The sequence below is a fragment of the Aminobacter sp. Y103A genome, from assembly GCF_030294925.1.
GTDB classification, from domain to species: domain Bacteria; phylum Pseudomonadota; class Alphaproteobacteria; order Rhizobiales; family Rhizobiaceae; genus Aminobacter; species Aminobacter ciceronei.
The window spans coordinates 368,189-393,788 of sequence record NZ_AP017987.1; the positions used below are offsets into that span (position 1 = coordinate 368,189).

Consider the following 25,600-nt stretch of genomic DNA (forward strand, 5'->3'; position numbering starts at 1 on the left):
GCACTCACGTCCGAGGATTGACGGCGTTAAGCCGTGCCCTCATTTGCCGGTTCGATGATATTGTCCTTTGCGGCAGCGCGTAGCGCCGTCTTGATCATCCGGATGATCTCGATTGACGCCGGCGGCAAGATTCTGCCGCGGCGCTTGATGATGCTGACGTCGCGCCAGACCGTTGGCTCGACAAGCTGGCAGAAGCGCAGGGGGCTGTCGGCTTTCGGGGCGGACAGGGCAGGAGTTGTCGTAACGCCCAATCCCGTTTCGATCATCGCCCACAGCGTTGAATTGTTGGAAACCTCGTAGCGCGGCAGCCGGATCGTCTCGGGCAGCTCGGGTATCTGTTCGAGCAGCGGCGCGGTTGCCGTATCGATGGTCAAGCCGATGAAATCCCATCCGGCGAGGTCTGCCCATCGCACCGGGGCTCCTGTTTGCGCCAGGGGATGGTCGTAACGTGCCAGAAGCCCGAGCTGGTCGCGAAACAGCGGTGTGAATTCGAGCTCCGCGTCCTCGCGTTCCTTGCTGCCGACACCGAAGTCGACCTCATTCTGGCGCACCCTGCGGCGGACATCAGACGAGTTGCCGTCACGCACACGCACATGAATGTCTGGATTGCGGTCGGCCATATCCTTGACAATGTCCGGCAGCACTTTGGTGGCGATGGAGTAGACCGAGGCGATGGCAACACGCTGGCGGCGCTGGTGCGCCGTCGCCCGGATATCCTGGATGGCTATGTCGAAGTCGCCGACGATCTTCTCGGCGATGGGCAGGAAATCGCTCGCCTCTGGAGTCAGCGTCACATTGCGGGTCGTCCGGTCGAACAGGCTCGCGCCGACCATGTCTTCGAGCTGTCGTATCGCCATGGTCAGAGCCGGTTGCGAGACATGCAGGTCGACTGCGGCGCGAGTGAAGCTCTTGTACCTGCAGACGCTCAAGAAAGAGCGGATGTGCCGAATGCTGACTGTGTAGATGGGGGAATTTCGAGGCGGGCTGGCCATGCTGATTCGTCCATCCTGATAAATAAGTATTGCTAATCAATAGACGAGTTTTTCAGATTTGAATATCCAATCGCCCTGTTTGATAGTGGCCTTGGACTTGCAGGCAAAGACGCTTGGATCGGTCGGAAGGAGGCCGCGCCTGCGCTAACAACGACAAGAACAATCGAGCTGGGGAGACCGAGATGGAATTGGGGAGGAACAACATGTTTCGTTTGAAGAACAAGGCGCATGCGGCAGGCATTGCGCTGATCGCGCTGGGTGCAGCGATGGTGTCGGCCCAGGCGCCGGCCTTTGCAGCAACGGTTACCGTCGGATCGGAGGCTGCGCTGCCGCCGCTAGACCCGCAGCGCACCACCGGCAGTGTCGGGCTTCGGATTGCGGGCGCGATTTTTGATACGCTGATCCGGGAAGACCTGTCCAAGGGCGGCGCCGGCGTGCCTGATATCGCGTCCGGCTTGGCCGAGTCCTGGAGCGTTTCCGAAGATGGCCTGACCTATACCCTCAAGCTGCGCAAGGGCGTGACGTTCCACGATGGCACGCCGTTCGACGCGCAGGCCGTGCAGGCCAATTTTGACAGGCTTCTGAACAAGGAATCGCCTGTTTTCGACGAGCGCGCTTCCAGCACCATGGCGTTCCTGACGCGCTGGATCGCCAGCACCAAGGTGGTCGACGGCGAGACTTTCGCCCTGGTTCTGAAAGAGCCGTTTTCCGGGCTGCCGCGCCTGCTCAGCGATCGCAGCATGTCGATCATCTCGCCTGCCGCGATGGCAAAATACAAGGGTGACGAGCTCGGCTTCAATCCGGTCGGCACCGGCCCGTTCAAGTTGGGTACGCTGGACCAGGGCCAGGTCCTGACACTGGACAGGAATGATGCCTATTGGCGAGGTGTACCGAAGGTCGACAAGCTCGTCTTCAAGGCGGTGACCGATCCGACGGCACTCGCCATCGCCATGCAGACCGGTGTCGTCGACGTCATCCCGAGCGCCAGCGCCGAGCAGGTGACGCAGCTTTCGGCCGAGGCCGATCTCAAGGTGCAGTATACCGACGCAGCGAACTTCTATTTCATCCGTCTGAACATGAACGCCGAGCACACCAAGGACGTGCGCTTTCGCCAGGCCTTGAACTACGCCGTCAATCGCGACTTCATCGCCGCGTTGTTCGGTGGTCAGGCTGTGCCGCGTGGCGGGCCGGTGCCGACCGGCAACGAGATAACCGCGTTGGCGGCAGGCACCGTCAAGGAATACAATTACGACCCGGAAAAGGCGAAGGCACTGCTGGCCGAGATTGGCGTCAAGCAGCCCGTCACGCTCAAGGTGCTGGCCCCAAACAACGGACCGGGCTTCGGGCTGTCGCCGCAATTGATGGCGCTCGTCCAGCAGGATCTGGCCGCCGTCGGCGTCGACCTCCAGCCGCAGCTGCTCGAATTTACGACAATGATCTCGACCGAGCGGCCGGGTTACGCCAACGACGTGCACGGTTCCTACAATGGCTGGGTCACCGGTGCGGGTAGCGCCTATGTCTTCGAGCGCTTGTTTGCCAGTTCGCAGCAGCCGCCCAAGGGCGTCAATCGTGGCTGGTACAAGAACGACGACGTCGACGCCAAGCTGGCTGCCGCCCGCAGCGAGCGCGACGAGACCAAGCGTGCCGGCCTCTACGTCGATGCCGCCGCAAAGGTAGCGGAGGATGCCCCTTACGTGTTCCTCTACCAGGATCGTTTGCCGCGGGTCATCCGCAGCAACATCAAGGGTATCGAGCCTGCATCGTCGGTCTACATCGACTTCTCGCAGGTCTCGGTCGACTGAGCCCATCTCTGCCCCGACCACCAAGGGCGGGGCTCGAACCCATCTGTCGGGGCGCGACCCGGACATCATCACGAACCCGTTCCAGGGTCGCGCTTCGATTTCGGCACATTGAATTACCAAAGGGAGAGTTTTCACATGATGTTAGGTTGGCGAGCCAGGATTGGCCAGATGCGTCCCGCGACGTCCATTGAAGGGGCCGAAGAGTGGCGCTCGGTTGCACCTGTCGGTGTCGCCTTCGCCGATGCCCGCACCATCGTCCCACGCGTCGATGACGCCGGGTTGCGGGTGATGATGAGCCAGGTTCTGGAGGCATCGCGCCAGCTTGCGACCGCAAAGGTCGACCTGATCGTGCAGTGCGGCGCACCCGGCACCTTCTTGCGTGGCCCCGGTCATGACGAACAGGTCGTCGCAGAGATCGAGAAGGAAACTGGTATTCCGGCAATCACCATGATGGCATCGATGATGGACGCCCTCAAGGCGGTCAATGCCCGCAAGGTCGCCGTTGGAACCATCTATTCCGACGAGGTCAACGCGGCGATGACGAGCTATATGGAAGCACAGGGCTTTCAGGTCCGTGCCATGGGCGGTCTCCAGATCACCGATCCGTTCGAGGCTAGCCTTCACGATTCCGACAGCGCCTACCGCCTCGGCCGGCAAGTGTTCAAGGAAGCCGGCGACGCCGACGCGATCCTGATTTCCTGCGGTACCTACCGTACCTTCGAGATGATCCACTATCTTGAGATGGACACCGGCGTGCCGGTGATCTCCAGCAACCAGGCGACGCTGTGGCGTGCGCTGCGTTATCTCGGCCTTCGCGACCAGATTCCCAATCTCGGGAAGCTCTGGTCCGTCGCCTAGACAGCGCTTGGGGAGGATAGCGATGTCAGAGGCAGCAGCAACTGCAGGCGAGGACACCACGCGCTCGGCAGGCTTCGGCCGGCTGTTCCGGAACGGGACGCTGGTGACAGGCCTGGCCATACTGGGTGTCATGGTGTTCGTGGCCGTGTTCGCCGACCTCATTGCGCCGCATGACGCGTTCCGCGCCAATCCGATTGCGCGCTATCTTCCCCCGCTCTCGCCAGGATACCTCCTTGGCACCGACGAGCTCGGCCGCGACATATTGAGCCGGCTGATCTACGGCGCGAGGCTGGCATTGCTGGTCGCTGTCGTCCCCACAGTCATTGCGTTGGTCATCGGTGGTGCGGTCGGGCTGTTCGCCGGTTATGCCGGCGGTGTCTGGGACAGCATCGTCATGCGCATCTTCGACGTGATGTTCGCCTTCCCAGGCATTTTGCTGGCGCTGGGCATCAGTGCCGCGCTCGGGCCTGGCCTGTCCTCGATGATCATCGCGATGATCGTCGTCACCATCCCGGCCTTCGGCAGGATCGTTCGCGGCGTCGTCCTTGGCGTCAAGGAAGAGCTCTATGTCGAGGCGGCGACAGCGCTTGGCTATGGCCATCTCCGGATTGCCCTGCGCCACGTACTGCCAAACGTACTCGCTCCGGTGCTGATCTATGGCACGCTACAGACCGGGCGAAACGTCATTCTGGCAGCAAGCCTGAGCTTCCTTGGCCTCGGCCCTCAGCCGCCGACGCCCGACTGGGGACAGATGCTTGGCGGCGGCCGCATGGCGCTCGCCACTGCCGCCCACGTCGCCACAATCCCGGGCATTGCCATCGCCCTGCTTGCCATCGGCTTCAACCTTCTGGGCGACGCCGCAAGAGACCTGCTCGATCCGCGCATGAAGCGCGACCGCGACTGAGCTTAGGAAACCGAGATGCTGTCCTTTATCGCACGTCGCGCCTTGCAGACGATCCCCGTGATATTCGGTGTCACGCTGGCAACGTTCCTGCTGTCGCAGATCATTCCCGGTGACCCGACTGACATTTTGCTTGGGCCGGGTGCATCGGAGGAGGCGAGGGCGCAATTGCGCCAGGCGCTGGGTCTCGATCGCTCTGCGGTCGGCCAATACCTGCTCTACTTGCAGAACCTGGTGCAGGGTGATTTCGGCCAGTCGTTGACCTTCTCCAAGCCGGTTTCCGAGGTGCTTGCCTCGCGCATGATGAATACGGCATTGCTCGCCTTTGCGGCAATCGTGCTTGCCTCGGTGCTCGGCGTTGCCGCAGGCACGTTCGCGGCCCTCAAGCCCGGATCGCTGCGCGATCGCGCGCTGACTGTCGTCGTGCTGTTTCTCAACAGCATGCCGTCCTTCTGGCTTGGCCTGCTGCTGATCCTGGCCTTCGGTCTCCAGCTTCGGTTGCTGCCCGTCAGCGGCATGACCTCCGGTGACGGCGGTCTAGTCAATCTGCTTGCGCATATGCTGCTGCCGACGCTGACGCTTGCGGCCTGGTCTCTCGCCGCCATTGCCCGCATGACGAGGTCGTCACTGCTCGACGTCATTGGCAGCGACTATGTCCGCACTGCCCGCAGCCGTGGCATCGGCGAATGGCGCATCGTCTTCTTCCACGCCCTGCCCAACGCCATGCCGGCCGTCATCACGGTCATCGGAATGCAGATGGGCTTCCTGCTCAGCGGGGCGGTCATGACTGAGACCGTGTTCTCGTGGCCGGGAATCGGACTTGCCATGTACCAGGCGATCTCGACGCGGGACATCCCGCTGATCCAGGGCGGCATTCTCCTGCTCGCCGTCGCCTTCGTGCTGATCAATTTCACGATCGACATCCTGTACGCCTACTTCAACCCCAAGATCAAACTGGCTTGATCCGATGAACGCCATTTCAACGCCCATGGATGCACTACGCCCGGCGCCGGTGCTGGAGGTCAGCGACCTGCGCGTCAGCTACGGCAGCGCATCCCGCCCGATCCATGTCGTCAACGACGTCTCCTTTGCCGTCGGCCGCGGCGAAGCGCTCGGCATCGTCGGCGAATCCGGTTGCGGCAAGAGCCAGACTATGCTGGCGGTGCTTGGCCTGTTGCCGTCGAGCGGCCGCATCAGCGCCGGCAAGGTGACATTCGAGGGCCAGGACTTGGCCAGGCTGTCGGCACGCCAACTCCGCGGCCTACGCGGCAAGGGCATGGCGCTGATTTCCCAGGATGCGCTGTCGGCACTCAATCCGTCGATGACAATCGGCACCCAGATGGCCGAGCCGATGATCCATTATGACGGTATGAGCCGGGCGGCCGCGCGCGAGCGCTGCATCGAGCTGCTCGACCTCGTCGGCATTCCGGGTGCGGCAGCGCGGCTCGGCGCCTATCCGCACGAACTGTCGGGTGGCATGCGCCAGCGCGTGCTGATCGCAACGGCGATCAGCGGCAACCCGAAGGTGCTGATTGCCGACGAGCCGACCACAGCACTCGATGTCACCATCCAAGCCCAGATCCTGCGCCTGATCGACCGGCTGCGTCGCGACCTTGGCATGGCACTTGTCATCATCACCCATGATCTCGGCGTCGTTGCCGGCGTCGCCGACCAGGTGGCGGTGATGTATGCGGGGCGTGTCGTGGAGGCCGGGTCGACGGACGCGATCTTCAGCGAACCGCGCCATCCCTACACGCGTGCGTTGCTCGAGGCGATTCCCAAGCTCGACGAGCCGGCCGACAAGCGTCTGACACCGATTGCCGGGTTGCCGCCGGATCCTCGTCGCGCGCCGGCGGGCTGCGCTTTCCATCCGCGTTGCCGCCTTGTGCAGCCGCTTTGCCGCGAGCAACTGCCTGCACTCGAGGCCAAGGACGCGGGTGCTGGACATCTCATCCGCTGCTCTGTCGATCCATGGGCCAGGACCGCAACGCCTGAAGCACGCGGCGTCTCGGCATCGGGGGCGCTTTCATGAAAAGTCTCGTCACCAAGCCGGCCATCAGGGTCGAAGACCTCCGCGTCCAATTTCCGATCCGTGGCGGCTTCCTGCGACGGCCGACGGGCGCGATCCGCGCCGTCGATGGCGTGTCGTTCGAAATCCCTGCCGGCTCGACGGTTGGCCTTGTCGGTGAAAGCGGCAGCGGCAAGTCCACGACCGGGCGGGCGCTGCTCGGACTGGCACCGGCAACCAGCGGCTCGGTAAGCATCTTTGGCCGCGACCTGGCGGCACTCAAGGCGGAACGAGGCGCATTGCCACGCGTCGGGCAACTGGTGTTCCAGGATCCCTACGCCAGCCTCAACCCGCGCATGACAATCGGCGCGACCTTGCGGGAGGCTCTTGTCTATCATCGCATCGCGTCCAAGGCGGACTGCGGCACGGTCGTCCGCGAGTTGCTCGACAGCGTCGGCCTGAGGCCGGAACTCGCCGCGCGCTATCCGCTCGAACTGTCGGGCGGGCAGCGGCAACGCGTGGCGATTGCCCGTGCGCTGGCCGTGCAGCCGGAGTTCATCGTGCTCGATGAGGTGGTGTCGGCGCTCGATGTCAGCATCCAGGGGCAGATCCTGAACCTGCTGATGGACTTGCAGAAGAAGCGCAACCTGACCTACCTGTTCATCACCCACGATCTCAGCGTCGTCCGCCACGTGTCGAACCAGGTCGTCGTCCTCTATGGCGGCAAGGTCATGGAAGTGGCGGGACGAGATCGCCTGTTTGCGGCGCCGCATCATCCCTACACCCATGCGCTGCTGTCGGCGGTGCCGGTTCCCAACCCGCGTGTCGAGCGCAACCGGGCGCGTGTCGAAATCCGCGCCGAACCGCCAAACCCGATCGCGCCGCCGAGTGGCTGCCGCTTCCACAAGTCGTGCCAGTTCGCGACCGAAGAGTGCCGCAGAACCGAACCACTGCTGCGTGAAGTGGAACACGGGCATCTCGCTGCCTGCCATCACATGCAGAACATGACAGTCCGCCGCGCGCTTGGCGCCGGCATCGCAGGAGTGACCGCGTGATGGACACCAGGACAACAACTCATACCGAACAGGCAGCTTCGGCCATGCCGGTCTTTTACGCCTCCTTCGTCGATGGCAATTCGTTGTCGGCGGCCGCTACTTCACTGCCACTCGTCGATCCGGCCACAGGCCGGATTTGGGCTCACGCGCAGCTCGATCCAGCCGCTGCCGATGCTGCCATGGCGAGTGCAGTCGTGGCACGGGATTCGGGCCGCTGGGCGGACCTCACCGGTGCTGAACGGGCCGTAATGCTGCGCCGGCTGGGTGACCTCGTCGCCGCCCATGCCGAAGAGCTCGGCAGCCTTGAAAGCCTGGCCAATGGCAAGCCGCACCGGGCGACCTTTGGCGAGATGCGCGCGACGTCGCGCTGGTATCATTATTACGCCAGCCTCGCGGAGACGCATGACGGGCTGGTTCGGGAGATCGGCCGCAGCGTCGAGGCTCGCATCGAACGCGAGCCGCTGGGAATCGTCGTCGCGATCACGCCGTTCAACGGGGCGCTATCGCTGGGTTCGTGGAAGCTGGCGCCGGCACTTGCGGCAGGCAATGTCGTTATTCTCAAGCCACCGGCAGAAGCGCCGGCATCAAGCATACGTCTCGCCGCGCTGGCCATCGAGGCGGGCTTTCCAAAGGGCGTCGTCAACGTCGTGATCGGCGATGCCGCGATCGGCGAAGCGCTGGCCCTGCATCATGAGACGGCAATGGTCACCTTCACCGGCAGTACGGCAGCCGCGCGGCAGTTGGGTGGCAAGGTTGTCGGCGCGATGAAACAGTTCGTCTGCGAAGCTGGCGGCAAGTCGGCCCATATCGTGTTCGAGGACGCCGACATAGGTTCGGCCGTCGTTGCCGCAACCCAAGGCGCTTTCTCGGCAACAGGGCAGACCTGCGTCGCCGGCTCCCGTCTGCTGCTACACGCCTCGATCGCCGACGAGTTCCTCGAGCGCTACAAGGCCTCGATCGGGCGCCTGCGCATCGGCGATCCCAAGGTGGCGGACACACATGTGGGGCCTGTTGCCTCGGCACAGCATCTCGCTCGGATCGCAGGGTTTGTCAGCGGTGCTGTGGCCGAAGGCGGACGCGTGCTTGTCGGTGGCAAGTCGCCCGAGATGCCGGGCGACTTGGCGAACGGCTGCTGGTATGCGCCGACTGTCATCGTTGACGTGACACCAGACATGCGGGTCGTGCGCGAGGAGGTGTTCGGCCCCGTGGTCACCGTCCAGACCTTCAAGACGGAAGAGGAAGCGGTGGCACTCGCCAATAGCAGCGAGTTTGGTCTCGCAGCAGGCTTCTGGACCACCGATATGCGCCGCGCCAGACGGGTCAGCCGCAAGCTCAAGGCTGGGACGGTTTGGGTCAACACCTACCGTGCCATCGACGTCAAGATCCCGTTCGGCGGCTACAAGCAGTCAGGGCTTGGCCGGGAGAACGGGCCCGAAGCCCTTGATGAATTCACGCAGATCAAATCGGTCGTCACCGACTACGCAGCCGCGCTCGACCCCTTCGCCTACTAGAACAACGTCACTGAAAGGACAGCAAAATGGACCATCAGAGCGCGCGGCTTCGAGCCCCTATCATCGTCGACGCCTTGCAGTTCAACAAGCCGGAGCGCGCACGCTTTCTGGAGTGGCAAAAGGGCCGCGTCGGCTGCGTGCATGTGACGCTGGCGATCTGGGAATCTGCGCGCGAGACACTTTCGGCCATCGGCGAGTGGAACCGACTGCTCGAAAACAACGCCGACCTGATCGCCCTCGCGACGACCGCTGACGAAATCGAGGCCATTGCCGCATCGGGTCGCACGGCCATCATCTACGGCTTCCAGGACACTTCGCCCTTCGAAGACGACATCGAGTTGATCGAGATTTTCCACAAGCTCGGTGTGCGCATCGCCCAGCTGACCTACAACGTGCAGAACCGTATCGCCTCGGGTTGCTGGGAGCCGGACGAAAACGGCGTCTCGCAGTTCTTCGGCCGAAACGTCATTGCCGAGATGAATCGCCTCGGCATGCTGATCGACGTGTCGCACTGCACCGAACGTTCGTCGCGCGATGCGATCGAATACTCCTCGCGCCCGATCGCCATTACCCATGCCAATCCCTCGGCCTTCGTCGGCACTGACATCGAGCTCAACCGTCGCAACAAGTCGACCGAGCTGATCAAGCGTCTTGCCGAGCGTAACGGCGTGCTCGGCCTGTCGATGTATCCGAAGATCATGCGTGACGGCTCGAACTGCACGCTCGAAACCTTCACCGAGATGGTCGCCTGGACTGTCGAAACCATCGGCGTCGACGCCGTCGGCATCGGTACCGATTTCTATGACGGCTGGCCGGTCAGCGAGATCAAGTGGTGGCGCGCCGGCCGCTGGGCCCGTGAAAGTGCTGTTCCGATCAAGGGGTTCTCGAGCTGGCCGGACTGGTTCAAGTCGCCGGTCGATTTCCCGGCCTTGATTGAGGCGCTGGAGAAGCGCGGCTTTTCGTCAGAGGAGGTCGCGAAGATCGCTGGAGGCAACTGGGTACGCCTCTTCCGCGAGAGCTTCTCGCCGCTGCAGTGAGGACATGATGGTTTCGAAGGATTCGGGCGCCGGTCTGGACGTCATCGTTGTTGGTGGAGGCCACAATGGCCTCGTCGCTGCCGGCTATCTGGCGAAGGCCGGCCTGAAGGTCGCGGTGCTTGAGGCAAGGCACATTCTTGGCGGTCCATGTGGCGCCATCGAGTTCCTGCCCGGCTATCGCAGCGCGATCACCAATTCGCCCGGATCCTTCGAGCCACGCATTCTCCGTGATCTCGACCTGGAAGGCCACGGACTGCGCTTTCATCGCACCGACCCGAATGTCGTCCATGTGTTTCCGGAAGGTTGCTTCATCGGCTGGCGCGACCGCGAGGCGGTCGCCACCCAGCTCGACGCTTTTGCTCCGGGCGAGGCTGCTCGCTACAACAGCCTGCTGTCACGCCTCGAAGAGCTCGGGCGCCATCTCGGGGTTTCGGTGTTCGAGCCGTCGCGCAGCCTGGCAGAGGTGGCGCGTCATGTCCCGAAAGCACACGAGCGTCTGTTCGAGCAGGTGTTCCTCGGCAGCCTGCGTGAACTGCTTGATGAAAATCTCCGTTCCGAGCAGGCCAAAGCGCTGCTCGGCATGGTAGCGCTCAACGCCACATTGACGCCGCCATCTGCGCCGGGCACTGCGATCGGGCTGATGATGCGGCCGATCTCGCTTGCCTCTTCACCGGTGCTAGACGCCAACGATCCGAGGCGGACCGCGTTGCGCGGGTCTACCGGCCTGCCGATCGGCGGCATGGGCGCTATCATAGACGCTCTCCAAAGCGTGCTGCTTGCGCATGGGGGCGAGGTTCACACCAACACGCGGGTCGCCTCCGTGCTGCACGAGTATGGTCGTGCGGTCGGCGTCGTGACAAGTTCGGGGCGGGAGTTCCGCGCGCGACGGATCATCTCGGCAATCAATCCGCGGACGCTGTTTGCCGACATGCTGGATGACGATGCCGTCGGTGCCGAGATGCGGCGCGAGGTTGCGGCGGTGCCAATGCGCGGCTCCGCCTTCAAGATGTTCCTCGCGCTGGACGGTTTACCTCGCTATCGCGGCCTGCCGGATGGGATGAACTCGGCGCAGGTTGCCGGCACGCAGTTCCGCATCGCCTCGTCGCTTGCCCATATCGAGGACGCGGTACTCGACGGGCTGCGCGGCGTGCCGTCCGACGAGCCGATCATGTGGGGGCTGATGCCGACAGTTTCGTCGCCGGGCCTCGCACCGGCCGGAAAACACATCATGAGCGTAAATGTATGGCATGCGCCGCATGATCTGCGACAGGGCAGTTGGGACACCGAAAAGGAAGTCTTCGGCCGCCGCTGCATCGACGTGCTGGGCAGGCTGATGCCAGATCTTCAGGATCGGATCATCGGCCATCATTTCCTGAGCCCGGTCGATCTTGAGCACGAACTGGGTCTTGTCGGCGCCAACATCACGCACGGCGACATGCTGCCCAACAACCTGTTCGGCGCCCGCCCTCATGTCGCGGCCAATGATTACCGAACGCCGCTGGAAGGCCTCTATCTCAGTGCCTCGGGCACCTGGCCCGGCGGCTACGTAACCGGCATTCCCGGCCACAATACGGCCGCGGCCGTGCTTGCCGACATCGCCAACGCCACCCACAGAAACGTCAGGGACGCTACATGGAATTCCTAGTCAATATCACGCTCAAATGGTCCGAGAACATGGAGCCCGAGCTCAGGGACCGGATTATCGTCGATGAACGGGCGCACGCCGCCGAGCTGATCAAGCAAGGCCACCTCGTGCGGATGTGGCGCGTGCCGGCGCGGTTCGAGAACTGGGGCTTGTGGCGGGCCAAGGATGCCACCGAGCTGCACGACATCATCTCCGGACTGCCGGCATTCCCCTGGATGATCCAGGTGAACGTGCATCCGCTGGCCCGCCACGCCGTGGATCCGGCACCCTACATCGCCGCCTAAGCTGCCGCGTCACCCTTGAGTAGGCGGGTTCGCCCCAGGCATTTGACTCTCGTCCAAGGCTCACTTCGTGCTCAACGCCTCCCGATTGAAAGGCATCCTGCCAGCCATTCCGACGCCGGTACGAGCGGACGGGAGCGTGGACGAGCAGGCCGCTGCAAAGCTTGTCGGCCATCTGCTGGCCGGAGGCGTCGACGGTCTGTTGCCCCTCGGCGGAACCGGGGAGTACGGGGCCTTGTCGCGCGCGGCGCGCATTCGCATTGCATCGGCCTGCGCCGAGTGCGTTGCGGGCAGGGTGCCTGTCATCGCCGGAGTGCTCGACCCCGGCTATCACGATGCTCTTGCGGCAGCGTACGACTTTGCCTCCGCCGGCGTCGATGCGCTTCTGGTCGTGACGCCCTATTACACCAATCCGACTCAGGCAGGCCTATGCGACTACTTCCTGCGTTTCGCGGATGAATCCCCGCTGCCGATCCTGCTATATGAGATTCCCTACCGCACCCGCATCGCGCTGGACCCCGAGGTGACGCATCTGCTGTCGCGGCATGAGCGCATCATCGGCATGAAGGTGTGCAACACCGACATGTATCATTTCTTGCGAGTGGTCGCCGGTGTCGACAAAGAGTTCGCCGTTCTCAGTGGCGAGGACAGCCTGTTTCCCTTGCATGTCGCGGCCGGGGCGAATGGCGGTATCGTCGTGACCGCAAGCCTTCTGCCGCGAACCTGGCGGCGGATGTTCGATCTCGTGTCCCAAGGCCGGACCCAAGAGGCACTACTGCTGCACCGGAAGCTCATTCCCCTGATCAACCTGGCTTTCGCCGAAACCAACCCCGGGCCACTGAAATCGGTGCTCGATCTGGTCGGCGTCGATGCCCCCGAGGTGCTCGCTCCATTGGTCCAGCCCGCATTTGAATTGCAAGCCCGGCTACGATCGGAAGTGGAACATTTGCTCGGTGCCTACGAGAATGCATAACCCGATACGACTGAGCGCTGTCGCACATATCAGTTCAAATGCTCGGCGATCTGGCTGACGGCGGCGACGATAAGCTCGGCATGCGCGGTGCGGGCTTCGGCGGTGGCGCGGGCAGCCGGCGTTGAGATGCTGATCGCAGCAATAGGTCGCCGGTCCGGCCCGCTGATGGCGGCGCCCGTTGCAAACACGCCGTCGCGCCACGACGCGGTGGTGGCGTAGCCGCGCGAGGCGATGCCGCGCAGTTCGACGAGCAGCTCGCCAAGCGGCAACGCGGCTGACACGGCACTTGCCTGGCTGTCTGCCTTGACCGCTTCGCTATAGATCCGTTCGATGTCCGCTTCCGGCATCTGCGCCAGCATGGCCTTGCCGGTTGCGGTGACCAGCACCGGAGCGCGACCGCCGAGCGGTTCGACATGGCGCACCGCATGCGGGCTTTCCAGACGCTCGATCAGCACGATTTCGGATTCGTCCAGAACCGCGAGATGGATGGTTTCGCCGGTTTCGCGCCGAAGCTGTTCCATCACCGGCAAGGCCGCTTCGCGCAGGCCGAAATGGTTGCCCGCCTTGCGGGCGAGGCGGCTGGCCCGGAACGTCAGTTCCCATCGTGTGCGCTCTCCACTGGCCGGCCGGATCCAAGCCGCCTCGTGCAGCGTTTCAAGCGCGCGCTGAACCGATGATTTCGGCTGCTTGAGGTGGACGGCGAGTTCGCTGACCCCGACCGGCTGCAGGTCGGCAACGGTTTCCAGCACCACAAGAGCCTTCCTCACGCTGTTCATGCCTTGACATCCTCCCAAGCCTGAAATAGCAATCATGCCGTAATTTGGAACATCGTACCGAAATACGGCACAGAAAGCAAACTCTAAATTCGCCGGAACAAGACGAATGCATCGTTGCCCGGCATGCTGACAGGGGAGGAAACATGAGGATGAAGATCGTATCAGCCGGCAGGTGGATGCTGGGTGCCGCTGCTGTGGCGCTCTGCCTGGCCGGCCAGGCCGTGGCCGCGGAGCCCAAGTCGGGCGGCACATTCAAGCTCGTTGGATCGGGTGACGTCGCCGGCTTCGATCCGGTATCCGCGCGCACGGCCGCCGTATTCCTGCACCGCGCCCTGACACGTACCCTCGTGGCGTTCCCGACCGATGCCGACCCGAAGGTTGCCGCGCAGCCGGTCGCCGATCTGGCCGAAGCCGTGCCGGTGGCCGAGGAAGGGGGGCTCGTCTATCGACTGACCATTCGCGAAGGTGCGACATGGAACACCGAGACGCCGCGCCAGATCACCGCAGCCGATGCAATCCGCGGCTTCAAGCGCCTGTGCAACCCGGTCCAGCCGACCGGCACGCCGACCTATTACATCGGCGTCATCAAGGGTTTCGCCGATTATTGCGCTGGCTTCGCCAAGGTGCCTGCCGATGTCGCGGCCATTCGCGACTATGTCGAGGGCACCGATGTCGAAGGGTTGACGGCCGAGGACGAACGCACGCTCAAGATCACGCTCGAACGGCCAACCGCCGACTTCGCCTCGATCCTGGCACTCGTCTCTTCTGCGCCGGTGGCTCTGGAGATGCTCGACCACCTGCCCAATTCGCCTGAGCTGCGCCGTAACTATGTCAGCTCCGGTCCCTATGTGATCGAAGACTACATCCTGAACGAGAGCATCTCGCTTGCGCGCAGCGAGAGCTGGAACGCGGCTGCCGATCCGATCCACAAGGCCTATGTCGACCGCATCGAAGTTGCTTTCGGGACACCCGATGCCGGCAAGACCCAGCGTATGATCGAAGCCGGCGATATCGATGGCTATTTCGACCTGTCGATCGCCACCGCCGACCTGACCCGCATCATGACCAATCCAGGCGATACGCAGTTGCTGCAGTTCGCCGACGGCGCGATCAATCCGGTCCTCGTCATCAACCTGGCATCGCCGAACAACAACAAGGCGCTGGCCGACATACGCGTTCGTCAGGCGCTGAATTACGCGGTCAACAAGTCGGCGATCGTCCAGGTCGGCGGCGGTCCAGCCGTCAAGCAGCCGATCGGTCAGCTTCTGACGGCGAACGTCATCGGTCACAAGCCGTATGACCCCTACCCGACGCCGGAAAGCAAGGGCGATCCCGAAAAGGCCAAGCAGCTGCTTGCCGAAGCGGGCTTCCCCGATGGCATCGAGCTCAAATACAGCTATGCCGCCGGCGGCCGTTACGATCTCTACTCCGCCGCACTTCAAGCTGACCTCGCCAAGGCCGGCATCAAGCTGATCATGCAGCCGGGGCCGTCGCGCACGGTGATGTCGCAGATGTACCAGAACCGCCAGGCAACCAATGCCGGCGCCTGGGACCTTGGCATGACCTCGCTGCGCGCCGACTGGGTCGGCGATTCCGCCCGCACCATGATCGTGCCGATGTTCCATGGCGAGGCCTGCGAGAAGAGCACCAGCAACTGGACCTGCTACAACAATCCGGCGGTCAATGCGCTGATCGACAAGGCGCTGACGGCGACCGACGAAGCGGTCGCTGCCGAGTCTTGGGCACAGGCTGACCGCGCGATCATGGCGGATGCGCCCGTCGTGCCGCTGATCACCGGCAAGATCTCGCTCTACGCTTCCGAGCGCATGCGCGGCACCACCGTCAACCTGCTGTTCAACAACGTCGATCCGACTCTGGTCTGGATCGACGAATAAGCAAGCCTGCGCGGGCGGCGCCAACCGCCGCCCCGTCCCCCTCTCATCCAAATGCCCGGAGCCTGAAGTGCAGTATCGTCAGATCGGAACATCGGACCTCAAGACCTCGGTCTTGTCGCTAGGGTCCTACCAAACCTATTCGCGGATGGAGTATCGCGACGTCGTCAATCTCGTGCGGCGTGCTGCGGAGCTCGGCATCAATCTCTTCGACGTCGCCCACTATCGCACGGCCCCGCACACCGAAGTGGTGCTCGCGCGCGCCCTGCGCGATGCCGGCCTGAAACGCGACCAGATCATGATCATGGACAAGGTCTGGTGGTACGACAATGACGAGCCGACGCTGGAGCACCAACTCGACGAGCTGCTGTTCCGCCTCGACACCGACTATCTCGATGTCATCATGTGCTACGGCATGCGTCCGGGCCGAGACGATCCGGCGGCAACCGCGCGTCTGAATGCCGGCTTCGTCACCTCGGGCAAAGCGCGCGCCTGGGGTGGCCTGAACTGGTCGGCCAAGGATCTGCGCATCGCGCACGAAACCTGCGTCGCCGAAGGCCTGCCGACACCACAAATCGTCCAGCTGAAATACAACATCGCCCGCCGCCACATCGTCGAGTCCGAGGAGTACACCCAGCTGCGTGCCGAGACTGGCATTGCGATCCACGCTTCCGACAGTCTCGAAGGCGGCATCCTGGCCGGCAACCTGGTCCGCGAGCGCGTGCTCGGGCGCGACCCAGGCAATGTCCGCGAAGAGATCATCGCGCTTGTGCCGAAGCTACGCGAGGTTGCGGAGGGCTTTGGCTGCTCCATGGCACAGCTGGCGATCGCCTTCTGCATCGCCAACCCGCAGACGGCGTCGCTGCTGTTCGGTGCCAGCCGCATCGGCCAGCTCGAGGACAATGTCGGCGCTGTGGCGCTGGTCGAAAAGCATGGCGAGGCCATCGTCGCGGCGCTCGCCGGTTTTGGCGTCGCCGGCCATGAGTTCGATCTGCCGCCGAACCACGCCACGCCCCTGACCAGGGACTGAACCGCCAAGGACTGACCCGTCTCGTTGGAAATGCCCATGTCCGATACCACAGCCACATCGCGGCCGCCGGCCGCGCCAGTGCTCAGCACACGGCAGCGCGTCATGCGACAGTTGCTGCGCGACAAGGCTGCGATGGCGGCAAGTGCCGTTATCCTGCTGCTTGTGCTGATGGCCGTTTTCGCGCCACTGATCGTGGCCCTGGTCGGACATGGGCCCAACGAACAGTTCCGCGACACGGGCCTGACCGCCGGCGGGGTGCCTCTGCCGCCGGGGTCGCTCTTCCTGCTCGGCACCGACGTCGTCGGCCGGGACCTGTTCGTTCGGCTGGTGGTCGGCACCCAGGTGACCGTCTTCGTCGCCATCGCCTGCGCGCTGACAGCCATCGTCATCGGCGTGGTCATCGGCATGCTGGCGGGTTATCGCGGGGGCCTCATCGACACACTCTTGTCCGGCTTCGTCGACGTGGTCCTCGGCCTGCCGTTGCTCATCACCGCGGTGGCGCTTGTCTCCGTCTATGGCGCGAGCTTCGGCATCATGATGGGCACCATCGTCTTCTTCACCTGGGGGCCAGTGGCGCGCGTCGTGCGCAACCTCGTGGTGGCGACCAAGAGCGGCGAATTTGTCGACGCGGCACGCATGCTCGGCGCCTCCGACACCCACATCATGGTGCGCGAGATCCTGCCCAACATCGCAGGCCAGGTCATCGTCTATGGCAGCCTGCTGATCCCGCAGGTCATCGTGCTCGAGGCGTCCCTGAGTTTCCTCGGCCTCGGCGTGCCGCCGCCGACGGCCACCTGGGGCGGCATCATTGCCGAAAACCAGACCAACTATGCTGTTGCCTGGTGGTCGATCCTGTTTCCGAGCCTGTTCCTGCTCGCCGCGACGCTGGCTTTCAACGTCCTGGGCGACGGCCTGCGCGACGCGCTCGACCCGACGGCCCAGCGCAGCAGATAGGATTTGTCATGTTGAGGTTCTTGCTGCGCCGGCTCCTGTTCGGATTGCTTACGCTCTGGCTGATCACGCTCGCCGTCTTCATCCTGTTTTTCCTGGCCACGCCGGGCGACCCCGCGCTCAACTTCGCCGGCGAGTTCGCCACAGCCGACCAGGTTGCCATGGTCCGTGCCCGGCTCGGGCTCGATCAGCCGGTCTACGTGCAATATCTGCGCTACATGTGGGCGCTGCTCCACTTCGATCTCGGCATGTCCTTCGTCAATCAGGAGGAGGTGTTGGCAACCATCGTACGGCGCATGCCTGCCACCATCTCGCTTGCGCTGGGCTCGGTTGCCGTCTGGCTTGTGATCGCCATTCCGGCCGGCATCTTTTCGGCTCGGCGTTCCGGCCAGGCCGCCGACCGCCTGATCACCATGGCGGCACTTGCCGGCATGTCGTTTCCGACCTTCGTGGTCGGCACGCTGTTGTTCTATGTCCTGTTCTTCCAGCTCACCAATGCAGGATTTCCGCTCTTTCCCTCGGGTGGGTTCGTTCCGATCACCCGCGATCCGCTGGAATGGCTGCGCCACATGATCCTGCCATGGGCAACCCTGGCGGTCGTCGGCACCGGTACCTACACCCGAATTGCCCGCGGCTCGATGCTTGAGACGCTCAATCAGGACTATGTCCGCACGGCGCGGGCCAAGGGCCTCGGCGAACAGCGCGTCATGTACAAGCACGCTTTGCCGCCGGCGATGACACCCGTGATGACGCTTGTCGGTCTCGATCTCGGCGGCCTGCTCGGCGGCACGATCATCACCGAGCGCATCTGGGGTCTCAACGGCGTCGGCTCGCTTGCCGTGCAGGCGGTCGAGAGCGGCGACCTTCCAGTCATCATGGGCACCGTGCTGATCGCCGCGTTCTTCGTCGTCGTTGCCAATCTGTGCGTCGACATCCTTCAGGCCGTGCGCGACCCCCGCGTCCGCCTCGGCTGACATCATCCAGTGGAGTTGTTCATGTTTCTGGTATTGCGCGACATTCGCGGTCTCTCGGGGCGGTCATGCTGAACCGCCCGCAACTCGGCCTGATCGTCCCGCCGGCGTCCGGTGCCGTGCCGCCCGATGCGGCCACGATCTACCCACAATACAGTTTCCTGGCCGAAGGGCTTGGCCTCACCGAACTGTCCAGCAACGGCTACGACTCGGTCATCGAGACGGTCGGCGCTGCTGCCGTGCGCCTTGCGGCCCGTGGCGCAAGTGTGGTCTCGCTGATGGGCACCTCGCTCAGCTTTTATCGCGGCCCCGATTTCAACGCGGTGCTGGAAAACGAGATCGCGGTGCGCGCCGGCGTTCCTGCGCTGACCATGAGCACCGCAATTCTGGAAGCGGCGACGGCCCTTGGCGTACGTCGGCTCGCGGTCGCCACTGCATATCGCGATGACGTCAATGCTTCACTGCAGCGCTTCCTGGAAGCGGCGGGAATTGAAGTGTTGTCGCTGGAGCACCTTGGCATCGCGTCGGTCGATGCGGTTCACCAGGTGCCGGAGGACGACGTCACGGATCTCGGACGCCGCGCCTTTGCATCCGCGCCCGACGCCGAGGCAGTGTTGATTTCGTGTGGCGGGCTCGCGACCCGTGCTGCGGTACGCACAATCGAGGCTGAAGCTGGCATTCCCGTCATCACCTCGCCGCTGGCCGGCTTGTGGGCGACTGTCAGTCGCGCCGGGGTTGATCCCCGTGCCGAAGGCGCAGGGCGCTTGTTCCAAACCACACTGGAGCAATAGAGGACGACATGTTCGTTTCTGTTCGCGATTTGAAGGTGCATTTCCCGGCGGAGGAGGGCTTGGTCCGCGCCGTCGATGGACTGTCCTTCTCGATCGAGCGCGGCAAGACGCTTGCCATCGTTGGCGAGTCCGGATCGGGTAAGACGGCGGCAAGCCTTGCGATGCTTGGCCTGCACGGCAAGGCAGCGCGCATCAGCGGCGAGATCGCCATTGGCGATGCCCAGGTGGTGGGCGCTTCGGAATCGACGCTGCGACGGCTGCGCGGCAACCGTATGGCGATGATCTTCCAGGATCCGCTGACCGCTATGCACCCCTATCACAAGGTCGGCGAACAGATAGTCGAGGCCTATCGCACGCATCGCAGTGTGTCGCGCAAAGCAGCCCGGCAGCGCACACTCGACATGCTGGCGCGTGTCGGCATAGCCGATACCCAACGCGCCTTCGACAGCTATCCGCACCAGCTTTCCGGCGGCCAGCGCCAGCGCGTTATGATTGCCATGGCCTTGTGCTGTGACCCCGAATTGCTGATCGCCGACGAGCCGACGACGGCACTCGACGTCACCGTTCAGGCCCAGATCCTCGATCTGCTCAAGGATCTCCAGCGCGAGTTCGGGTCGGCGATCATCATGATCACCCACGATCTGGGTGTCGTCGCGGAAGTCGCCGACGAGGTGGTGGTGATGTATGCCGGACGCGCCGTCGAAACCGGCACAGTGCGCGACGTCTTCTATCGGCCTTCGCACCCCTACACCTGGGGTCTGCTCGAATCCATTCCACGGCTGGACCACCAGCGCGACCGGCTGACGGCGATCCCGGGGTCGCCGCCCTCGCTTGCCGGCCTTGCCGAAGGCTGTGCTTTCCGGAAGCGATGTGGCCATGCAGCCTCTGTGCCTGACGGGCTGTGCGCCAGCCAGGCGCCATTGCCGACCGACATCGCTGCCGGCCATTCCATCCGCTGCCATCTTACGGATACCGGCCGGGCCGCCGCCCGTTCCAATCCACGCCAGCCCTCAGCATCCGAGGTCCAGCCATGAACGCGCCATCGTCAGCGTCGCAACACGCTGCCCCTTTGCTCAAGGTCGAAAAGCTGAGCAAGCACTTTCCGCTGTCCACCGGTCTGTTCGGCGGGCAGGCGCGATCGGTCCGCGCTGTCGACGGCGTGTCCTTCGATGTCGCGCCGGGCGAAACGCTTAGCCTCGTCGGCGAATCCGGCTGCGGCAAGTCGACGACGGGACGCCTGATCGCCCGGCTGCTCGATGTCTCCAGCGGCCGGGTCAGCTTTCAGGGCCGCGACATGTCGCACATCCAGGGGGCCGATCTGCGCGCGCTGCGGCGCGACATCCAGATGGTGTTCCAGGATCCGTATTCGTCGCTCAATCCACGCCAGACGGTCGGCGATATCATCGGCGCGCCGTTCCTGATTCAGGGCATGACACCGGCCGAAGGCCGTCAAGCTGCGGTTCAGGAACTGATGCGCCGGGTCGGGCTCAACCCGGAGCACTACTACCGTTACCCCCGCGAGTTTTCCGGTGGGCAGCGCCAACGCATCAGCATCGCGCGGGCGCTCGCATTGCGGCCGAAGCTGATCATCTGCGACGAACCGGTGTCGGCGCTCGACGTTTCGGTGCAGGCCCAGGTCATCAATCTCCTGCAGGACCTGCAGCGCGATCTCGGCCTGTCCTATCTGTTCATCGCCCATGACCTGTCGGTGGTTCGCCATATCTCGCACCGCGTCGCGGTGATGTATCTCGGACGTATCGTCGAGATCGCGGGGGTCGGCCCGCTCTACGAGCGGCCGTTGCATCCCTATACGCTGGCGCTGCTCTCATCTGCGCCCGATCCCGATCCTGACCGCGCGGCGTCCCGCAAGCGTTTCGTGCTCAAAGGCGAGTTGCCCAGTCCGGTCAATCCGCCAGACGGTTGCCTTTTCCACACGCGCTGCCCGATGGCGCAGGACAAGTGCCGCAGTGAAGTGCCCGCACTCCGGCAGGTAGCGGCTGGCCGCCAGTCGGCTTGTCACTACGCCGATCAGGTTCCGGCGATCGCTGCCGGATAGTCTGGCGACCGAAAGCCGGCAGCAGAAAGGGCGGCCTTGAGCCGCCCTTTCTTCATTTCCATACGATCGGCTCAGCCGCCGAAACTGCCGAGAGGCGCCGATGGGTGGGCATAGTTGCGATCGACATAGAGCAGCGCGTTGCCGTCGTTGCGCTGCCGAACCTCGGTCACGCGCCCGATCATCACGTTGTGGGTGCCGACGCGGTGCACAGTCTCCAGTTCACAGTCGAGATTGACGATGGCGTCGGTCAGCGCCGGCGAACCGGAGCCCATGACGAGCCAGTCGGCGGCGGCGTAACGTTCATCCATGTCCTGTGTCGTGCCCGCGAATTTGCCGGCCAGGTGTGCATGTTCCTGCGTAAGCACATTGATGCAGAAGCGCCGGTTGGTGAGGAACATGTCGCACTGTGCCGAACGCCCGTTCATGCAGACCAGAATGGTCGGCGGCTCGTCAGAAACGCTGCACATGGCAGTTGCGGTGAAGCCACCGCGACCGGCTTCACCGTCGGTGGAGACGATGTTGACCGGGGCGCAGACCCTGGCCATGGCGTTGCGGAACTCGACCTTCGTGAGAACGTCCGGCATGGCTTTTCTCCTCCCTTGGCCGTCAGCCGCGAAGCGGCGGCAGCCAGGTATCACCGGTCCAGCCGTTCTGGTCGTAGTCGGCCATGCAGGTGTCGACGAGTTTTTCCATCGCCTTCAGGCGACCGCCGCGCTCGGCACCCTTCAGCACCTGCAGACGGACCTCTTCGGGCGCGCCGGCGTAGTTCAGCTCGTAGAGCGCGTGACGGCCGCCGAACTCGGTACCGGTCGCATCCCACAGAAGCTTCATGATCTTGATCCGCTCGACATGGCCCATGTCGTTGGAGCCGCGAACATACTTGGCGAGGTAGGGATTGATGTCGGGATTGTCGAAATCGGCGGCGGAGGAGGGGAGGTAAATCAGGCCCGAGGCGATGACCTTGCGGACCGTCTCGATCACGCGTGGATAGGCCTCCGACATGAAGGTCCGGTAGGATAGCGCGGCCTCGAGATTGGGAAGCACGGCACCATTCGCCCATGGGATCGGGTTGTAGGCCATGGCATTTGAGAAGCTCCAGAACATGTGCCTGAGCGCGATGACCTCGCCCAGCGCTGCCTGGTTGCCGCGGAAGGCATCGCCGCCGGTGGCGCGCAGCGCCTTGGCCAGCAGGCCGGCGAGGAAATCGAGCTTGACGGCAAAGCGCGTGCAACCCTGGAAGCAGTAGCCATGCATGAAGCCGGAAGCGGGATGGAACGACAGAATCTTCGGTGCGTCGCGCAGCACCAGCACGTCCTCCCAGGGGATGAAGACATTGTCCAGCACCAGGATCGCGTCGTTCTCGTCGAAGCGCGACGACAGCGGATAGTCGAAGGGTGTACCGACTGTGTTGGCCGTCTGCTCGTAGGAGACACGGCAGAACATCTTGATGCCGGGCGCGTTCATCGGAACGATGAACATCACCGACAGCGAAGGATCCTCGGTGACCGTGGCCGAACTCTGGGCCAGGAAATTGTAATGCGTCAGTGCCGACGATGTCGCCACCACCTTGGCGCCCGAGACATAGATGCCGGCGTCGGTTTCCCTGGTGATGTGCACGAACACATCCTTGACCGCGTCGGCCGGTTTGTGGCGGTCGATCGGCGGGTTGACGATGGCGTGGTTCATGAACAGGACGGATTCCTGCGCTCGCTTATGCCACGACAGTGCGTTGTCCTTGAACGGGCCGTACCAGTCGGCATTGGCGCCGAGCGTGTTCATCAACGCCGCCTTGTAGTCGGCAGTCCGCCCCATCCAGCCATAAGACATGCGCGCCCATTCGGCGATCGCGCCCTGCTGGGCGACAAGCTCCTGCGACGAGCGCGCGACGCGGAAGTATTTGTGGGTGAAGCCGCCCGAACCGGTGTCGGTCGGGGACGTCAGGCTGTCCTTGCGCTTGGGGTCGTGCAGCGCATCATAGAGCCGGGCCAGCGAGCGGGCCGAGTTGCGCATCGCCGGATGCGAGGTGACGTCGGCCACGCGTTCGCCATTGATATAGACCTCGCGCCCGTCCTTCAGGCTTTCGAGATATTCAGCGCCTGTGAATGGCCTGGTCTTGTCTTGGCGGAAATCTTCGGAACGCACGCTGTCCTCCCCTGATGATGCCCGAACCTAGCGCGAAAGGAGCGGGCAGGGGATGGACAGGTTGCCAAATTCGCTTGTACTTTTTCCGGAATGCAATCCGATCCCAACATTCCGAGCTTTTTCGTCTATGGCGAGCCGAGCCGCCTCCTCGAAGTCGGCTTTCTCCATGTCGAGGCTGTAAGCGACAGAAAAGACATCCATTTCGGCAAGGTTCGAGCGCATCGACACCCGCATATGGGCCAGATCACATTGTGGACCCAGGGTAGTGGCCACTACCGGATCGAAGACACGTCATGGGACTTTTCCGCGCCAGCGGTCAGTTTCGTTCCCAGCAGTATCGTCCATGGTTTCGACGTCGAGCCTGATGCCGACGCGACAGTGGTTTCCATAGCCGACGACATGCTCAAGGATCTGGCACGGCAGCTTCAGCTGTCGCTCGACACGCCGGTTTTCGTCGCCGGCCAGGGCGAAAGCGACAGCTGGCGCCGGCTTGCAACGGTCGTCGAAACATTGGCCTCCGAGTATCGCGACGACGCGCCAATGGCCGGAAAGCTGATGCCTGAACTGGCGGCCTCAGCGCTGTGTTACATCGCGCGGCTCAACCACAGTCAGCCGCAGGCGGTAGGATCACCCGCTGTCGTTCTTGCGACGGCGTTGCGCGGAGCCGTCGAAGCGCATTATCGCGAAGCCTGGCTTGTCGACGACTATGTCGCGGCACTGGCGACGACCCCGCACCTGCTCGACAAGGCCGCGCGCCAGGTGCTGGGCATGTCGGTCAAGGACGTGGTGCTGGAGCGGCGTTTGCTCGAAGCCAAGCGGCTCTTGATGTTCACCATCCGGCCGGTCGAGGACATCGCCTTTGAGACCGGCTTCGGCGACCCGGCTTATTTCTCGCGCTTTTTCCGCCGCCGCTGCGGCGAAGCGCCTTCAACCTGGCGTAGACGCCAGATCGAGGCGCAGTAGAGATGCCGGGGCGGACAACCGGGCGAAATCGACGAGGTACTGTTACACCTGCCCTCATTCCTGCGGGGGCGTGCATCCCTTATGATCGTCGAGAACTCCATTTCTCGACCGTTGAGGCAGCGACTGTCTCGCTGCCGCCGCATCGCAGCCCAACTAAGCTCTCTCTGCAAAAGCCTTCTCGACGACGTAGTCGCCAGGTATCGAGCTGTTGCCCTCACGCATACCGAGCCCTTCGAGGATCTCGCGCATGTCAGCGATGAAAGCAGGGCTGCCGCAAAGCATTGCTCGGTCATTTTCTGCTGAAATCTCCGGCAGGCCGATGTCTGACACAAGTGTGCTCGCGCGGACGAGGTCAGTGATCCGGCCGCGGTTGCGGAAGGGTTCCCGCGTCACGGTGGGGTAGTAGATCAGCTTTTCCGACAGCAATTCGCCGAAATACTCGTTGGCCGGGAATTCCTCGGTGATCTGTTGTTTGTAGGCCAGTTCGTCTGTTTGCCGGCAACCATGCACCAGCACGACATGCTCATAGCGTTCAAAGGTTTCAGGGTCGCGGATGAGGCTCATGAAAGGAGCCAGCCCCGTGCCCGTACCGAACAAGTAGAGATTGCGGCCTGGCGCGAGATTGGCAAGCAGCAGCGTACCTGTCGCCTTGCGGCCGACCACGATGCTGTCGCCAACAGTGAGGTGCTGGAGCCGCGAGGTCAGCGGGCCATTCTGCACCTTGATCGACAGGAACTCGAGCGTCTCGTCATGATTTGGGCTGACCACGCTGTAGGCCCGCAGCAGCGGCTTGCCATCCACCTCCAGCCCGATCATGGCGAACTGGCCATTCTCGAAGCGGAACGCCGGATCGCGTGTCGTGGTGAAGGAGAAAAGTGTGTCGGTCCAGTGATGCACGCTCAACACCTGCTGTTGGGTAAGGTTGCTCATTCCCCGTGCTCCTCGCTAAGGGTTCAGGTCCGTTT

Annotated in this window: 24 protein-coding genes; 19 read left to right on the forward strand and 5 right to left on the reverse strand. The window is 63.5% G+C overall.

What is annotated here, in order from left to right; all coding sequences use genetic code 11:
* Positions 1-26 precede the first annotated feature (26 nt).
* Positions 27-992, reverse strand: coding sequence for a LysR family transcriptional regulator (locus Amn_RS29310; protein ID WP_246340891.1), 966 nt, complete (start codon positions 990-992; stop codon positions 27-29).
* 203 nt (positions 993-1,195) lie between these two features.
* Here Amn_RS29310 and Amn_RS29315 point away from each other — a divergent pair, with 203 nt between their 5' ends.
* From Amn_RS29315 to dapA, 11 genes are all read left to right on the forward strand, one after another.
* Positions 1,196-2,794: an ABC transporter substrate-binding protein gene (locus tag Amn_RS29315; protein ID WP_154384361.1), complete on the forward strand. Its 1,599-nt coding sequence runs from the start codon at positions 1,196-1,198 to the stop codon at positions 2,792-2,794.
* 135 nt (positions 2,795-2,929) lie between these two features.
* Positions 2,930-3,652, forward strand: coding sequence for a maleate cis-trans isomerase family protein (locus Amn_RS29320; protein WP_067968075.1), 723 nt, complete (start codon positions 2,930-2,932; stop codon positions 3,650-3,652).
* A gap of 22 nt (positions 3,653-3,674) precedes the next feature.
* The gene (locus Amn_RS29325; protein WP_154384362.1) at positions 3,675-4,556 is read left to right on the forward strand and encodes an ABC transporter permease; all 882 of its coding nucleotides are present in this window, start codon (positions 3,675-3,677) and stop codon (positions 4,554-4,556) included.
* Between the two features lie 15 nt (positions 4,557-4,571).
* Positions 4,572-5,516, forward strand: a complete 945-nt coding sequence (locus Amn_RS29330; protein WP_154384363.1) for an ABC transporter permease — start codon at positions 4,572-4,574, stop codon at positions 5,514-5,516.
* A 4-nt stretch (positions 5,517-5,520) separates the two neighbouring features.
* On the forward strand, positions 5,521-6,585 hold the full coding sequence (locus Amn_RS29335) for an ABC transporter ATP-binding protein (protein WP_067968081.1): 1,065 nt from the start codon (positions 5,521-5,523) through the stop codon (positions 6,583-6,585).
* Complete coding sequence (locus Amn_RS29340) at positions 6,582-7,616, forward strand: ABC transporter ATP-binding protein (RefSeq protein ID WP_286298596.1); 1,035 nt, start codon at positions 6,582-6,584, stop codon at positions 7,614-7,616. The genes Amn_RS29335 and Amn_RS29340 overlap by 4 nt, the downstream gene beginning before the upstream one ends.
* A complete protein-coding gene (locus Amn_RS29345) occupies positions 7,616-9,127 on the forward strand; it encodes an aldehyde dehydrogenase family protein (protein WP_286298600.1) in 1,512 nt (503 codons plus the stop codon). Before Amn_RS29340 ends, Amn_RS29345 begins: the two co-directional genes overlap by 1 nt.
* Before the next feature lie 26 nt (positions 9,128-9,153).
* The gene (locus Amn_RS29350) at positions 9,154-10,164 is read left to right on the forward strand and encodes a membrane dipeptidase (protein ID WP_286298604.1); all 1,011 of its coding nucleotides are present in this window, start codon (positions 9,154-9,156) and stop codon (positions 10,162-10,164) included.
* Positions 10,165-10,168: 4 nt separating this feature from the next.
* Entirely contained in the window at positions 10,169-11,809 is a 1,641-nt protein-coding gene (locus tag Amn_RS29355) for a phytoene desaturase family protein (RefSeq protein ID WP_286298607.1), read from the forward strand.
* Complete coding sequence (locus tag Amn_RS29360) at positions 11,797-12,093, forward strand: muconolactone Delta-isomerase (protein WP_067968089.1); 297 nt, start codon at positions 11,797-11,799, stop codon at positions 12,091-12,093. The genes Amn_RS29355 and Amn_RS29360 overlap by 13 nt, the downstream gene beginning before the upstream one ends.
* A gap of 67 nt (positions 12,094-12,160) precedes the next feature.
* Positions 12,161-13,063, forward strand: a complete 903-nt coding sequence (gene dapA / locus Amn_RS29365) for a 4-hydroxy-tetrahydrodipicolinate synthase (RefSeq protein WP_067968092.1) — start codon at positions 12,161-12,163, stop codon at positions 13,061-13,063.
* Positions 13,064-13,092: 29 nt separating this feature from the next.
* Here dapA and Amn_RS29370 read toward each other — a convergent pair whose 3' ends face one another.
* A complete protein-coding gene (locus Amn_RS29370; protein ID WP_067968094.1) occupies positions 13,093-13,839 on the reverse strand; it encodes an IclR family transcriptional regulator in 747 nt (248 codons plus the stop codon).
* A gap of 149 nt (positions 13,840-13,988) precedes the next feature.
* Between Amn_RS29370 and Amn_RS29375 the strand changes: the two genes are divergently transcribed.
* From Amn_RS29375 to Amn_RS29405, 7 genes are all read left to right on the forward strand, one after another.
* Positions 13,989-15,734, forward strand: a complete 1,746-nt coding sequence (locus tag Amn_RS29375) for an ABC transporter substrate-binding protein (RefSeq protein ID WP_286298612.1) — start codon at positions 13,989-13,991, stop codon at positions 15,732-15,734.
* A gap of 67 nt (positions 15,735-15,801) precedes the next feature.
* A complete protein-coding gene (locus Amn_RS29380; protein ID WP_286298615.1) occupies positions 15,802-16,761 on the forward strand; it encodes an aldo/keto reductase in 960 nt (319 codons plus the stop codon).
* Positions 16,762-16,797: 36 nt separating this feature from the next.
* Positions 16,798-17,715, forward strand: a complete 918-nt coding sequence (locus Amn_RS29385; protein ID WP_154384368.1) for an ABC transporter permease — start codon at positions 16,798-16,800, stop codon at positions 17,713-17,715.
* An 8-nt stretch (positions 17,716-17,723) separates the two neighbouring features.
* Positions 17,724-18,686 (forward strand): ABC transporter permease, encoded by a 963-nt coding sequence (locus tag Amn_RS29390; protein ID WP_192320203.1) that lies wholly within the window; start codon positions 17,724-17,726, stop codon positions 18,684-18,686.
* 65 nt (positions 18,687-18,751) lie between these two features.
* Positions 18,752-19,474, forward strand: a complete 723-nt coding sequence (locus Amn_RS29395; protein ID WP_210252503.1) for an arylmalonate decarboxylase — start codon at positions 18,752-18,754, stop codon at positions 19,472-19,474.
* 8 nt (positions 19,475-19,482) lie between these two features.
* A complete protein-coding gene (locus Amn_RS29400) occupies positions 19,483-20,508 on the forward strand; it encodes an ABC transporter ATP-binding protein (protein WP_286298625.1) in 1,026 nt (341 codons plus the stop codon).
* Positions 20,505-21,530: an ABC transporter ATP-binding protein gene (locus Amn_RS29405; RefSeq protein ID WP_067968113.1), complete on the forward strand. Its 1,026-nt coding sequence runs from the start codon at positions 20,505-20,507 to the stop codon at positions 21,528-21,530. The genes Amn_RS29400 and Amn_RS29405 overlap by 4 nt, the downstream gene beginning before the upstream one ends.
* 71 nt (positions 21,531-21,601) lie before the next feature.
* On the opposite strand, the gene Amn_RS29410 is transcribed toward Amn_RS29405, so the two are convergent.
* On the reverse strand, positions 21,602-22,114 hold the full coding sequence (locus tag Amn_RS29410; RefSeq protein WP_067968116.1) for a flavin reductase: 513 nt from the start codon (positions 22,112-22,114) through the stop codon (positions 21,602-21,604).
* Between the two features lie 22 nt (positions 22,115-22,136).
* Positions 22,137-23,672, reverse strand: a complete 1,536-nt coding sequence (locus Amn_RS29415; RefSeq protein ID WP_286298633.1) for a 4-hydroxyphenylacetate 3-hydroxylase family protein — start codon at positions 23,670-23,672, stop codon at positions 22,137-22,139.
* A gap of 90 nt (positions 23,673-23,762) precedes the next feature.
* Here Amn_RS29415 and Amn_RS29420 point away from each other — a divergent pair, with 90 nt between their 5' ends.
* Positions 23,763-24,635 (forward strand): helix-turn-helix domain-containing protein, encoded by an 873-nt coding sequence (locus Amn_RS29420; protein WP_067968122.1) that lies wholly within the window; start codon positions 23,763-23,765, stop codon positions 24,633-24,635.
* Between the two features lie 153 nt (positions 24,636-24,788).
* On the opposite strand, the gene Amn_RS29425 is transcribed toward Amn_RS29420, so the two are convergent.
* On the reverse strand, positions 24,789-25,565 hold the full coding sequence (locus Amn_RS29425; protein WP_154384371.1) for a ferredoxin--NADP reductase: 777 nt from the start codon (positions 25,563-25,565) through the stop codon (positions 24,789-24,791).
* Positions 25,566-25,600 lie beyond the last annotated feature (35 nt).